The organism is Staphylococcus sp. EG-SA-14 (genome assembly GCF_017151935.1).
In the GTDB taxonomy this organism is placed as follows: Bacteria; Bacillota; Bacilli; order Staphylococcales; family Staphylococcaceae; genus Staphylococcus; species Staphylococcus aureus.
This window is the reverse complement of the sequence record NZ_JACVZM010000025.1, coordinates 26,063-38,961: the sequence shown is the minus strand read 5'-3', so window position 1 is coordinate 38,961 and position 12,899 is coordinate 26,063. Positions and strand designations below refer to the sequence as shown.

The 12,899-nt window shown below is 34.1% G+C and carries 12 protein-coding genes, 8 tRNA genes and 1 rRNA gene; all 21 read right to left on the bottom strand.

The window, feature by feature from the left end; all coding sequences use genetic code 11:
• Positions 1–141 precede the first annotated feature (141 nt).
• Positions 142–217: transfer RNA gene (locus IDG63_RS12600), tRNA-Ala, on the bottom strand.
• A gap of 23 nt (positions 218–240) precedes the next feature.
• A tRNA-Pro gene (locus IDG63_RS12595) sits at positions 241–314 on the bottom strand.
• A 20-nt stretch (positions 315–334) separates the two neighbouring features.
• Positions 335–411: transfer RNA gene (locus IDG63_RS12590), tRNA-Arg, on the bottom strand.
• 5 nt (positions 412–416) lie between these two features.
• A tRNA-Leu gene (locus IDG63_RS12585) sits at positions 417–505 on the bottom strand.
• A gap of 7 nt (positions 506–512) precedes the next feature.
• Positions 513–587: transfer RNA gene (locus IDG63_RS12580), tRNA-Gly, on the bottom strand.
• A 33-nt stretch (positions 588–620) separates the two neighbouring features.
• A tRNA-Lys gene (locus IDG63_RS12575) sits at positions 621–693 on the bottom strand.
• A gap of 6 nt (positions 694–699) precedes the next feature.
• A tRNA-Thr gene (locus IDG63_RS12570) sits at positions 700–775 on the bottom strand.
• A gap of 16 nt (positions 776–791) precedes the next feature.
• Positions 792–867, bottom strand: a tRNA-Val gene (locus IDG63_RS12565).
• Positions 868–879: 12 nt separating this feature from the next.
• Positions 880–994 (bottom strand): 5S ribosomal RNA (gene rrf / locus IDG63_RS12560).
• 546 nt (positions 995–1,540) lie between these two features.
• Positions 1,541–3,028 (bottom strand): lysine--tRNA ligase, encoded by a 1,488-nt coding sequence (lysS, locus tag IDG63_RS12555; RefSeq protein WP_001288202.1) that lies wholly within the window; start codon positions 3,026–3,028, stop codon positions 1,541–1,543.
• Between the two features lie 52 nt (positions 3,029–3,080).
• Complete coding sequence (locus tag IDG63_RS12550) at positions 3,081–3,173, bottom strand: hypothetical protein (RefSeq protein ID WP_031835053.1); 93 nt, start codon at positions 3,171–3,173, stop codon at positions 3,081–3,083.
• 393 nt (positions 3,174–3,566) lie between these two features.
• Positions 3,567–4,043, bottom strand: coding sequence for a 2-amino-4-hydroxy-6-hydroxymethyldihydropteridine diphosphokinase (folK, locus tag IDG63_RS12545; protein WP_000613716.1), 477 nt, complete (start codon positions 4,041–4,043; stop codon positions 3,567–3,569).
• Positions 4,040–4,405 (bottom strand): dihydroneopterin aldolase, encoded by a 366-nt coding sequence (gene folB, locus IDG63_RS12540; RefSeq protein ID WP_001154302.1) that lies wholly within the window; start codon positions 4,403–4,405, stop codon positions 4,040–4,042. Before folB ends, folK begins: the two co-directional genes overlap by 4 nt.
• On the bottom strand, positions 4,383–5,186 hold the full coding sequence (folP, locus tag IDG63_RS12535; protein WP_000167923.1) for a dihydropteroate synthase: 804 nt from the start codon (positions 5,184–5,186) through the stop codon (positions 4,383–4,385). Before folP ends, folB begins: the two co-directional genes overlap by 23 nt.
• A 215-nt stretch (positions 5,187–5,401) precedes the next feature.
• Positions 5,402–6,334 carry a cysteine synthase A gene (gene cysK / locus IDG63_RS12530; RefSeq protein ID WP_000057594.1) on the bottom strand — a complete coding sequence of 311 codons (933 nt, stop codon included), beginning with the start codon at positions 6,332–6,334 and terminating at the stop codon, positions 5,402–5,404.
• Between the two features lie 178 nt (positions 6,335–6,512).
• The gene (gene hslO / locus IDG63_RS12525; protein WP_000148605.1) at positions 6,513–7,394 is read right to left on the bottom strand and encodes an Hsp33 family molecular chaperone HslO; all 882 of its coding nucleotides are present in this window, start codon (positions 7,392–7,394) and stop codon (positions 6,513–6,515) included.
• A 228-nt stretch (positions 7,395–7,622) separates the two neighbouring features.
• Entirely contained in the window at positions 7,623–9,716 is a 2,094-nt protein-coding gene (gene ftsH, locus IDG63_RS12520; RefSeq protein WP_001167888.1) for an ATP-dependent zinc metalloprotease FtsH, read from the bottom strand.
• A 256-nt stretch (positions 9,717–9,972) separates the two neighbouring features.
• Positions 9,973–10,512 (bottom strand): hypoxanthine phosphoribosyltransferase, encoded by a 540-nt coding sequence (gene hpt / locus IDG63_RS12515; RefSeq protein ID WP_000551283.1) that lies wholly within the window; start codon positions 10,510–10,512, stop codon positions 9,973–9,975.
• A 4-nt stretch (positions 10,513–10,516) separates the two neighbouring features.
• Positions 10,517–11,812, bottom strand: a complete 1,296-nt coding sequence (gene tilS, locus IDG63_RS12510; RefSeq protein ID WP_001176726.1) for a tRNA lysidine(34) synthetase TilS — start codon at positions 11,810–11,812, stop codon at positions 10,517–10,519.
• 179 nt (positions 11,813–11,991) lie between these two features.
• Entirely contained in the window at positions 11,992–12,393 is a 402-nt protein-coding gene (locus tag IDG63_RS12505; protein WP_000021445.1) for a S1 domain-containing RNA-binding protein, read from the bottom strand.
• 104 nt (positions 12,394–12,497) lie between these two features.
• Complete coding sequence (divIC, locus tag IDG63_RS12500; RefSeq protein ID WP_000792417.1) at positions 12,498–12,890, bottom strand: cell division protein DivIC; 393 nt, start codon at positions 12,888–12,890, stop codon at positions 12,498–12,500.
• Positions 12,891–12,899: the final 9 nt, after the last annotated feature.

Below are 12,899 nucleotides of genomic sequence, written 5' to 3'. Positions count from 1 at the left end.
AGGATCAAACTCTCCATAAAAATTATGATGTTTGATTAGCTCATAAATACTAAATAATGTTTGTAACTTATAGTTACGTTTTTTGGAATTAACGTTGACATATTGTCATTCAGTTTTCAATGTTCATCGTGTAAAAATAAATGGTGGAGACTAGCGGGATCGAACCGCTGACCTCCTGCGTGCAAAGCAGGCGCTCTCCCAGCTGAGCTAAGCCCCCATAAAATGGAATTTAAGAAGTAATCGGGAAGACAGGATTCGAACCTGCGACCCCTTGGTCCCAAACCAAGTGCTCTACCAAGCTGAGCTACTTCCCGTTATTCAATTAATTTAAAAATGGCGCGCCCGATAGGAGTCGAACCCATAACCTCTTGATCCGTAGTCAAACGCTCTATCCAATTGAGCTACGGGCGCTAAAATGGTGCCGAGGACCGGAATCGAACCGGTACGGTGATCTCTCACCGCAGGATTTTAAGTCCTGTGCGTCTGCCAGTTCCGCCACCCCGGCAAAATAATGGAGCAGAAGACGGGATTCGAACCCGCGACCCCAACCTTGGCAAGGTTGTATTCTACCGCTGAACTACTTCTGCATTATTTTGCTAAATATAAAAATTAAATCGTAATGAGCCATAGAGGATTCGAACCTCTGACCCTCTGATTAAAAGTCAGATGCTCTACCAGCTGAGCTAATGGCTCAAAAGATGGTGCCGGCCAGAGGACTTGAACCCCCAACCTACTGATTACAAGTCAGTTGCTCTACCAATTGAGCTAGGCCGGCTATATCTAAGAATAAATGGTGGAGAATGACGGGTTCGAACCGCCGACCCTCTGCTTGTAAGGCAGATGCTCTCCCAGCTGAGCTAATTCTCCGATTTGTCATTTGTCTGGCAACGTTCTACTCTAGCGGAACGTAAGTTCGACTACCATCGACGCTAAGGAGCTTAACTTCTGTGTTCGGCATGGGAACAGGTGTGACCTCCTTGCTATAGTCACCAGACAAAATAACTTACTTATTTATGATACACGCTTAATTAATAAGGTGCAATAGTTAATTTTACACTTTGTTGTGAACTTTGTCACATCAGCTTTTAGTGTGTTTCGTCTGTTTTTGACGACTTTTATATATTACTTCATTCAATTGATAAAGTCAACACTTTTAATCAACTTTTTTATTCTTCAAAACTGACATTTCTCGTGCTCTCTAATTCATAACACTTTCAGTATTCTATCATACACATATGTACAAAACCATACACATTCTATACAATTTTAAAGTACTTTTATAGCTGATTAAGATAAATTATACTAATATAGCAATTTTTGTTATAAGATATCTCAATGTCTATCGTTAACATTTCTCATCCGAACTATATCGTCATTTTCATCTATCAGCCAACTACCTTGTTTAACAGTCAAAAATAGCACCACTATCGTTAACTATTACTATCAAAAACATTCAAACACGAACTAATTACCATAATTAAGAAAACCCTCGCATACACATGTTGTATACACGAGAGCTCTTACTAACAATCAACGTCATTTATTTTTGTCTCATATAAGGGAATAATAACACGTCTCTGATTGATGGAGAATCAGTTAATAACATAACCAATCTGTCAATACCGATACCAAGACCACCTGTCGGAGGCATACCATATTCTAACGCTTCAATGTAATCTTCATCCATTTCATGCGCTTCATCATTACCTTGCGCTTTTTCAACAAGTTGCGCTTCAAAACGACCTTTTTGATCAATAGGATCATTTAATTCAGTAAATGCATTTGCATGCTCTCTACCTACAATGAACAATTCGAAACGATCAGTAAATCTAGGATCTTCAGGATTTTTCTTCGCTAAAGGTGAAATTTCAGTCGGATGACCATAGATAAACGTTGGCTGAATAAGTGTTTCTTCAACTTTTTGCTCAAAGAATTCATTTAAAATATGACCATATTTCATTGTATCTTTAATTTCAATACCATGTTCTTTAGCTAAAGCTTTAGCTTCTTCATCACTTTTAACTTCATAAAAATCCACACCAGTAGCTTCTTTTACAGCATCAACAATATGCAAACGAGTCCAAGCAGATTCTAAATCAATCGTTTCCCCATTGTATTGTACTTTTGCAGAACCTAATACTTCATTGGCAATATGTCTCACCATAGATTCTGTTAAATCCATAATGTCATGATAATCTGCATATGCTTCATATAATTCAATCATTGTGAATTCAGGGTTATGTCTAGTTGATACACCTTCATTACGGAATACTCTACCAATTTCATATACTTTTTCAAGTCCACCGACAATTAAACGTTTTAAATGCAACTCAATAGCAATACGCATGTATAACGTTGCATCTAATGCATTATGATGTGTTACAAATGGTCTAGCAGCTGCTCCACCAGCAATTTGGTGCATCATAGGTGTTTCTACTTCCAAGAAACCTTTATTATTTAAATAATTACGCATTTCTTGAATGATTTTACTACGATTAATAAATGTACGAGTGCTATCTTCGTTCGTAATTAAATCTAAATATCTTTGACGATATCTCTGTTCAATATCCTGTAAACCGTGGAATTTATCCGGTAATGGTCGCAATGATTTAGTTAGTAGCGTGAATTTCTTCGCTTTAACCGATAATTCGCCAGTATTTGTTTTGAACATTACACCTTCAACACCAACGATATCGCCTAAATCAGCATTTTTCCATAAATCAAATTCGTCATCGCCAACTTGATCTTTACGAACGTAAATTTGAATTTGTCCAGCTAAGTCCTGAACGTGTGCAAATCCTGCTTTACCTTTACCACGCTTAGTCATTAATCGTCCAGCTATAGCGACATGACTATCCGCTTCTTTTTCTACCAATTCTTCTTTAGAATACTGGTCCCACTCTTCTTTCAAATCACTAGATAAACCTGAACGGTCAAATTTAGAACCAAACGGGTCTATACCAAGATCATATAATTCTTGTAATTTTTGACGTCGAACCAACATTTGGTCATTCATTTCTTCTGACATAACTTTCTCTCCTTTAACTTGTTGTAATCCTTTAGTATTCCAACTGGTACACTCAAACATTTTCCTTTAAAGTTTTATAAAATATCAGACATTTTTGCCCAACATACATCTCTTTCGATGTTTCTAATACTTTATCATTAACCATTACACCTTAAAGTTATGATGTGGCATGTTTTCTTATATTCATAACATCAATTTTATCACTTTTTTAATTTTACAAGAGCTTGTAAATGTAATAAAGCAATTTCTGTTTTCGTTTATGAATTACTTATTCATTTAAAATATGATTATCATTAATACAACCCTAAGTAAATGTATAAAAATTATCTTCCACAAACTTCAACAAAAGCCCAAATAAATTACAGCAATTTATCAAATATTGCTTACTTTGATTTTATGAAATAACTTAATTCTAACACATACTAAATCATCATATACTAATTCGAAATCAAATGCATTTAGAGATAATCAAAATGCGGAAACATCTCCAATAATCAATCATCTATTCCCAATAAATATGAATGTTCTCAACAATGCATTATTTATATCTCTTTACACTGTCATCGACAAAAACTAAATCTTTCACTTTCAATTTCGAACGTGGTTCTACGACATTTGCTGCTATATCATTTAATGGGATTAAAACAAATGCACGTTCATTCATTCTCGGATGTGGCACCGACAGTTTTGGTAAATCTATCATTTCTTCTCCATACAACAAAATATCCACATCTAAAGTTCTAGGACCCCATCGTTCCTTTCTAATACGGTGTAAACATTCTTCTGTCTTCAAACAACATTCCAACAGTTGTAATACTGTGAGTGTTGTTTGAATTTCAACACACAAATTTAAAAAGTTAGGTTGCTCAGTATACCCAACTGGTGCTGTTTCATAAATCGGAGAAATATTAGATACGTTAATACCATCATATTCATTCAAAATCTTTATAGCATCGTTTAACTGGCTTTCTCTATCACCAATATTACTACCTAATCCTAAGTATGCTTGAATCATTTATTCTCCCTCACTATTTCGATACCTACTCCATCATAATGACCCGGAATCGGTGGGTTTTCTTTAGTGATTCTCACTTTCGTTTCCATTACACGATTATATTGTGAATTTATACGATTTGCAATACGTTCAGCTAGATGCTCAAGTAAATTAACGGCCTTACCTTCCATAATTGATTTAACCTCTTCGAACACTTCACCATAATGAACTGTATCAATAACATTATCAGTACGCCCAGCTTCAGCTAAGTCTACTTTCAAAGTTACATCCACTTTGAAAATTTGCCCTATTTCATTTTCAGCTGATAAAGCACCATGATATCCATAAAAGCGCATACCTTTAAGAAAGATTGTGTCTTGCATTTTCATTCTCCTTTAAAAAATCTATACCTTTAGCTAATTTAGCATTCAACTCGACATTATGAACGCGTACTGCTCTAACGCCTTTCATAATACCATATGCAGTCGTAGCTGCAGTTACTTCATCTCTTTCAACCGGTGTTGTATCATAACCCATCATCTCTTTAGTGAAACGTTTCCGGCTTGTCGCTAATAAAACTGGATATTCTGTTGCAACAAGTTCATCCAGTCTTGCCATAACTTCGGCTTCTTCATTTCTAGTTTTAGCGAAACCTATACCTGGATCTAGCCAAATTTTATTTGAAGGTATACCAGCTATTTTAGCTTGATGTGCTTGTGCTAACAAAGATGTTAACATTTCTTCGACAACCGGTTCATCACGATTACCATTTCCATTATGCATTAAAATAATTTCCGCGTCATATTTAGCTACAATTTGGAACATATGATGATCATACAGCCCAGCCCATTGATCATTAATGATATCAACGCCTAATTTTAAACATGCTTCAGCAACCTCACTTCGAAATGTATCGACTGAAATTTTTACATCAAAACCGACAATAGCTTCAACAACAGGTAATACTCTGTTCATCTCTTCTTCTAATGAAACCATTTCATGACCTGGTCTCGTTGAAACACCTCCAACATCTATAATGTCAGCACCTTCATCTATCATGGCTTTCACTCTATTTATAGCTGATTCAACATTATTAAATTTTCCACCATCTGAGAATGAATCAGGTGTGACGTTTAATATGCCCATAATTTTTGTTTTAGTCATGTTAACCACCCTTTAATTATGTATTGTTTAACTCTAATAAAATTTACTCCTGCTATTTACTAGTTATTAGTATGTACGTTTATTATCTTATCATTCACTGGATATTTTTATCAGAAAAATGTTTAATTTAACGCTCATATTTTTAAAAATATACATGGTAGAAAAAAAGAGCAAGTTATCTCAAAAAGATAACTCACTCTTTTAAATGACATTAATTAGTCATCGAATGAATATAAAGGTGTTGATAAGTAGCGTTCACCATTACTCGGCAATACTGTTACTACTGTTTTACCTTTTCCTAATTCTTTTGCTTTTTGAATGGCAGCATAAATCGCAGCACCTGATGAAATACCTGCTAAAATACCTTCCTCTTTAGCAACTCGACGAGACATTTCCATCGCTGTATCATTTCCTACTTTAATAATACTGTCATAGATTTCTGTATTCAAAGTGCCTGGAATAAATCCAGCACCTAAACCTTGTAATTTATGTGGACCTGGCTCACCACCGCTCAATACTGGAGAAGCCTCAGGCTCTATAGCAACAATTTCGATGTTAGGATATTCTTTTTTCAGAACTTTACCTACACCAGATAACGTACCACCAGTACCAACACCAGCTAGGAACGCATCGATAGTTTTCCCTTCAAATTGTTGTAATAACTCAGGACCTGTAGTTAACTCATGAACTTCAGGGTTCGCAGGGTTTTCAAATTGTTGTGGCTCGAAGTAACCATGTTCTTCTTTCAATTCTTTAGCTTTTTTAATTGCACCTTTCATCGCTTCTGATCCAGGCGTTAAAACTAATTCCGCACCGTATGCTTTTAATAAATTACGACGCTCTTGGCTCATTGTTTCGGGCATAGTAAATACTGCTTTATATCCTTTAGCAGCACATACAAATGCTAAACCGATACCTGTATTACCACTTGTTGGTTCTACAATTGTATCGCCAGGTTTAATTTTGCCTTCTCGCTCTGCTTTTTCAATCATTGCTAAAGCAATTCTATCCTTTACAGAACCACCTGGATTTTGATATTCCAATTTTACATAAACATCTGCTGCATTGTCATCTACTACATTTCTCAATTTGACTACCGGTGTACCGCCAATAATTTGAGTAATATTATCTACTGGTTTTTGTGCCATTAAGAACACTCCTTTTTAGTTAGTTGTTGAAATCTTAGTTTATTTATCGGATATAGAATTATTTTATCAAATAAATTCTAGAAAGCAAACAAAATCACTAAGGATTATACAACTATTTAGTTCTACATTTCACTAAACCGCTAAAAATAAACATTTTAGCGTATTGATTTAAATTAAATTACGCTAAACTTTCTAGCAACACGTTTAATTCTTCTTCAGTATATTTATATTTATTTCCACAGAAATGACATACTGCTTCAGCACCATGATCTTCTTTAATCATATTTTGAATCTCAGCCTCGCCCAATCCTTTAATAGCATTTAAAAATTTCTCATGACTACAATTACATTCAAATTGAACAGGCATTTTCTCTAAAATTTGCACATGGTCTTCACCTAAGATTTCGTTTAGTAATCCTTCTGGCGTTAATCCTTGTTCAATTAATTTAGAAACTGGTGTCATTTCACTAATTGCTTTTTCTAATTTTGAAATTGTTTCATCTTTGGCACCTGGCATAACTTGAATGATAAATCCTCCTGCTGCTTTAATCGTATTATCAGGATTTACCAATACACCAAGACCTACCGATGAAGGTGTTTGTTCACTTGTAGCATAATAATAAGTAAAATCTTCACCAAGTTCTCCTGAAACAATTGGACTTGCTCCAGAGAAATAGTCTTTCATTCCAACGTCTTTAACAACCATAATAGATCCATTTGTCCCTACTGCTCGTCTTACATCAAGTTTACCTTGCTCATTTAATGGAAAATGAGTTTGTGGATGGTCTACATAAGCACGCACCTCGCCTTTAGCATTTGCATCGGCAATAATTCGTCCAATAGGTCCTTGGCCATCTACAGTGACAGTTAATTTTTGATCACCTTTCAACATTGCGCCCATCATAGCTGTTGCTGTCATTGTTCTTCCCATTGCAGCAGATGCTGTCGGCCATGTATAATGTCTCGTTTGTGCTTCTTGAACAGTTTCAGTTGTCAAAGCAGCATAAGCCCTAATCTCCCCATCAAATGCTAATGCTTTAACAATATAATCGTGTGTCATTATTTCAATCTCCTCTATTACTCTATATTTAAAAAATTACTTTACTTCATAAAATGCAACAATTGTACTTATTCTACACCCATCATTCTAAATAATGAAGTAACTTGTTTTACAATTATTTTCTGCTATAACAATTCAACGACTTAAAATCTAATACGTATTTTCAAAAACGATAAAAGTACCTCTTTCTATAACTTTATCATAGAAAGAGGTACTGAATATAATCGATTATTTATTGTCTGGGTGATTTGGATCGTAAGGTTTTTCGATATTTGGGGCTTGTCGATGTGCTGGTTCATCTTTTTCATCAGATTTATCAGCTTCTTTTTTATCCTCAGCAATATCTTTTTCTTCTTTACGATCTTCACTTTCGTCACGTTGTCCATCTTCTAATTGCTCTTTACGAATCTCTTCATAAGATTTACCGAATTTACCATCATTAAATTCAGAATCTTCATCTTTAACAACTTTAGCTGCATCATAATCAATTTCAGGTAATTTACCTTCGTAGAATAATGATTGAATTTGTTCAGCAACTAATGTTTCTTCTGTTAATAATGTTTCAGCAATTAAAATTAATTGTTCTTTGTGCTCTAATAAAATTTGTTTACAACGTTCGTATTGTTCTTTAACGATTCGTTGAACTTCTTTATCAATTTCATATGCGATTTGGCTTGAATAATTAGGCTCACCTTGCATATCTTTACCTAAGAATACTTGACCATTGCTATGACCGAACTGTAATGGTCCTAATTTTTTACTCATACCATATTGCGTAACCATTGAGCGTGCGATTTGTGTTGCACGTTCGAAGTCATTTGAAGCACCTGTTGATACTTCGTTAAAGTTAATATCTTCTGATACACGTCCACCAAGTAAACCACAGATTTTATCTAATAACTCTTGTTCAGTCATTAAGAAACGATCTTGTTTAGGTAGCATCATTGCATAACCACCTGCTTGTCCACGTGGAACAATAGTAACTTTATGCACTACTTCTGCCTCATCAAGTACCATACCGATAATTGTATGACCAGCTTCGTGATGAGCAACAATATTACGTTCTTTCTTAGAAATAACTCGAGATTTCTTAGCAGGTCCGGCTATAACTCTATCCGTTGCCTCTTCGATATCTCTCATGTCAATTTTCTTTTTACCTTCACGTACAGCAATTAAAGATGCTTCATTTAATAAGTTCTCTAAATCAGCACCTGAGAAACCAGGTGTACGTTGTGAAATTGCTTTTAAATCAACCGTTTCATCAAGTGGTTTGTTTTTAGCATGAACATGAAGAATTGCTTCACGGCCTTTCACATCTGGACGACCAACTTGAATTTGTCTATCAAAACGACCTGGACGTAATAAGGCTGGGTCAAGGATATCAGGACGGTTTGTAGCAGCTATCATAATGATACCTTCATTTTCACCGAAACCATCCATTTCAACTAATAATTGGTTTAGGGTTTGTTCACGTTCATCATGACCGCCACCAACACCTGCACCACGTTGACGACCAACAGCATCAATCTCATCGATAAAGATGATACAAGGCGCGTTTTTCTTAGCATTATCGAATAAGTCACGAACACGGCTCGCACCAACACCAACAAACATCTCTACAAAGTCTGAACCACTAATAGAGAAGAATGGTGCGCCAGCTTCACCTGCAACCGCTCTAGCAAGTAATGTTTTACCAGTACCTGGAGGTCCAACAAGTAAGACACCTTTAGGAATCCTAGATCCCATTTCTTTGAATTTTTTATTATCTTTCAAGAAATCAACAATTTCAATTAATTCTTGTTTTTCTTCATCTGCCCCTGCTACATCAGAGAAACGAACACGACGTTTATTATTATCGTACATTTTTGCTTTAGATTTACCAAAGTTCATCATACGACCGCCACTACCGCCACCTTGTGCTTGGCTTAGGAAGAAAATAAATAATAACGCTATGACTACAACTGGAATTAATGTTGAAAGTATACTCACAAAGACACTTTGTTTTTCTTCTTCTTTAATCGTTAATTTTACACCGTTTTGCTTTTTAGCAGCATCAGTAATTTTTTGTAATTCTTTTTCGTTGTTATATAAAATAGTTGATGAATAGTCTTCATCATTTTTCGTTTTACCACTTACCATATAGACATTTTGTTGTGGTTGGATTTCTAAAGTTTTAAGGTCACCTTTTTCCAACTTCTCAGTAAATTGATTATATGTAAGCTGTTTCGGCATATTTCCATTACCGTTTAAATATGAAAATAGACCAAAAATAATAACGCCTATTATTACGATAACTAGCACATTGCGAAAAGCTTTCTGCATGCGTCATTTCCTCCTACTTCCCATAATAAAACTAACAAAAATTGTAACATATGACATGTTTTATAAGCTAGTAATTGAGCTTAACATCAATGTCATTCACATCCGTATTAGTTTTATCAATCTCTATATTTTTCAACTTTTCAAGACATATGTCTTGTCTAAAATTAAATATATATGAAATACATTTTTCATATTTTTGAGTCTACACTATTATTTCTCAAACGCATAGTAATAATAACTGAAATTGATTAAAAAATTAATTTGAATACACTTCAGGTTTTAACGTACCGATATATGGTAAGTTTCGGTATAATTCACGATAATCTAAACCGTAACCAACAACAAATTCATCTGGTATTTTTTTACCTACATACTTAGCTTCAATGTCCGCTTTACGACGGTTTGGTTTATCTAATAAAGTAACTATTTCTAATGAATTAACTTTTCTAGATTGTAATAATTCAGTAATTGACTTAAGTGTAGTACCAGTCTCTAAGATATCTTCAATAATTAATACGTCTTTATTTTCAATAGAAGAACCTAAATCTTTAATGATTTGAACTTCACCAGTTGACTCAGTGCCTCCGTGATAACTAGAAACATCCATGAAATCAATTGATAAATGGGTATCAATTCGTTTAATTAAATCTGACATAAACATTGCTGAGCCTTTTAAGATACCCACGCATACTAATGGTTTACCTTGATAATCCTTTGTTAATTGTGCTCCCAATTCCTTACAGATATTTTGAATATCTTCTTCAGTTAACAATACTTCTTTCAAATCATTATGCATAACGCTATTCATCTCCATTTTTACTAATTATAATCCATTGTTTTATTGTTTGTTGTTGATATAAATCTCCTACCGCAATAATGCGCTGTTGTTTATCCAATACGATTGGCATTTGATCCCGAACCCACTGTTGCACTTTACAATCTATAAACAGGCGATTCACTTTCTTATAACCATCGCGCCCATTCAGTTTAAATGTATCGCCACTTTGTCGTGTTCTCACTGTAAGCGGAAATAAACATTTTGGTAAATTAGAATGTATCTCTAATCGATATTTGTTAAAAATATAATTACCTGGCTTTTCAATAGTTTGAACTCTAAAATATGTATCGCCATTATTTTTAGCCATTATTATTAATTTACCATATGCAATTTGAATTATCCATTTATCCGTGAGATTAATACTGAATTGTGCTTTCTTACTACTAAATTGTTTAAACCACTCTTCGTATGTTTTAGCACTAATATTAAACAACTCATAATACTTTGATAATAGGCAATCCAACACAACCATCTTTAATGAGTTTGGTAAGTTATTAAAAGCTTGTCTAGAAACCTCTAAATATTTTGACTGTTCATCAAACTTCACAAATTCTTGAATAAATTGTTTAGCTGAATATTGCAAAATATCATATTGTTCATCATGCCATTGTTTTAATTTTAATAAATGCGATACTTTAAGTTGATTATTTTCATCAATAGCTGGAATAATTCTATTACGAATATCATTTCTAACATATTTGTTATCTTTATTAGATTCATCTTCAAAATATGGAATATGATATCTCTCTTGGAATTGTTTTATTTCTTTTTTAGAGACAGCTAAAAGTGGTCGATAAATCTGATAACCTTTTCGCTTCGATAACTCATCAAATCCTAGTTTATTACGCGTCGATTTCCCATTAAAAATACGATACATAATAGTTTCTAATTGATCGTCCAAATGATGCGCCGTTAGCAATACATCCGCTTCTAATACATTCATCATTTCATCAAACCATTCGTAACGTTTAATTCGAGCTTCATTCTGAATGCTGTTATTTCGGTCGAGACTATGCGACAAATCTAACTTTTTGATATGTAAATCGATGTGATGACGTTCGCAGTATACTTCTAAAAATCTGGCTTCCTCGATTGAAGCTGACCTAACGCCATGATTGACATGTAAGCATGTTAGTTTTCTATAACTATCTTTATAATCATTTAGTAGTTGATACAATAAACACATACTATCAATACCTGTAGAAACAGCGACAACAATATGGTCATCAACATGCCAACCATTACTATTTAACTGCATAACATCACCTCACTTTTACAATTTTCAAAAATGGTATAAGTCTTAGTTATATCATTACAAATAAAAGAGACTGCTCCTTATTTAAGAAACAGTCTTAGATTGTCTAACGCTGCAATCGATTATTCGATACGCATCATTCTAAATATATTCCTTATCGAAACAGTCTTTATTTATTTTAATTAACGTCTTGAACCTTTGCCACCGCGTCTAGATTCTGTTTGACGTTTGATTGAAGTTAATTTATCTTCACTATCTTTTAAGAAATTGCTTAATTTCTTTTCAAAATCTTCGGCTTTTTGCACTGGTTTTTGATGACTTGGTTTACTCGTATGTTGTCTACGTGGACGGTCTTTAGCTTTCTTAATTGAAAGACTAATTTTTCCATCATCAGCAATAGATAATACTTTTACGTCTACTTCATCACCAACAGAAAGGTGCTCTTCTACGTTTTCAACATAATTATCTGCGACTTCACTAATGTGAACTAAACCACTTTTTCCTTCAGGTAATTCTACGAATGCACCAAACTTTTTAATACCAGTGACTTTACCTTTAAGCTTATTTCCAACTTCGATTGACATATGTTAAATAAATCCTCCCGATTTGATTCGATTTTCCCTTATTATATCCTTGTTTGGATTTTTTCACAATGTCTATACTCGGATAATTTTGAATCAATTTGGATTTATTTTTTCGAAGATTTTGAGCTAGACGAATCTTTGTCTTCTGGCAACCTAAAAATCACTTCACCTTTGTTGCTTAAGTAATAATCATCACGCGCAATTTTTTCAATATAATCTTTGTCATTCAGATTATTCAACTTTTCTTTTAACGCAATTTCTTCATTTTGTTGCTTTTGAAACTGTGCTTCTTTCGCTTTTCGCTCCTGTGCATCGATATCATTGCGATGTTTTTGGACAACAAGCAAGATTGATAAAACAACAATTATCGCAAGTAATACGCCCGCAAATACTGTAATACGCCTACGAACAACACGCATTTTCATTTTTTGACGTTGTTTTTTCTTATTCTCTTGCGACGTGTACTGATTTTCTATATGTTCTACTTTATTTTTCATTGCTTGTCA

What these genes read in the sequence shown, in the direction of transcription:
- cysK (WP_000057594.1), bottom strand. Translation starts at nt 6,334, where the DNA reads ATGGCACAAAAACCAGTAGATAATATTACTCAAATTATTGGCGGTACA.
- IDG63_RS12505 (WP_000021445.1), bottom strand. Translation starts at nt 12,393, where the DNA reads ATGTCAATCGAAGTTGGAAATAAGCTTAAAGGTAAAGTCACTGGTATT.
- hslO (WP_000148605.1), bottom strand. Translation starts at nt 7,394, where the DNA reads ATGACACACGATTATATTGTTAAAGCATTAGCATTTGATGGGGAGATT.
- tilS (WP_001176726.1), bottom strand. Translation starts at nt 11,812, where the DNA reads ATGCAGTTAAATAGTAATGGTTGGCATGTTGATGACCATATTGTTGTC.
- divIC (WP_000792417.1), bottom strand. Translation starts at nt 12,890, where the DNA reads ATGAAAAATAAAGTAGAACATATAGAAAATCAGTACACGTCGCAAGAG.
- folK (WP_000613716.1), bottom strand. Translation starts at nt 4,043, where the DNA reads ATGATTCAAGCATACTTAGGATTAGGTAGTAATATTGGTGATAGAGAA.
- folB (WP_001154302.1), bottom strand. Translation starts at nt 4,405, where the DNA reads ATGCAAGACACAATCTTTCTTAAAGGTATGCGCTTTTATGGATATCAT.
- ftsH (WP_001167888.1), bottom strand. Translation starts at nt 9,716, where the DNA reads ATGCAGAAAGCTTTTCGCAATGTGCTAGTTATCGTAATAATAGGCGTT.
- lysS (WP_001288202.1), bottom strand. Translation starts at nt 3,028, where the DNA reads ATGTCAGAAGAAATGAATGACCAAATGTTGGTTCGACGTCAAAAATTA.
- hpt (WP_000551283.1), bottom strand. Translation starts at nt 10,512, where the DNA reads ATGCATAATGATTTGAAAGAAGTATTGTTAACTGAAGAAGATATTCAA.
- folP (WP_000167923.1), bottom strand. Translation starts at nt 5,186, where the DNA reads ATGACTAAAACAAAAATTATGGGCATATTAAACGTCACACCTGATTCA.
- IDG63_RS12550 (WP_031835053.1), bottom strand. Translation starts at nt 3,173, where the DNA reads ATGGTTAATGATAAAGTATTAGAAACATCGAAAGAGATGTATGTTGGG.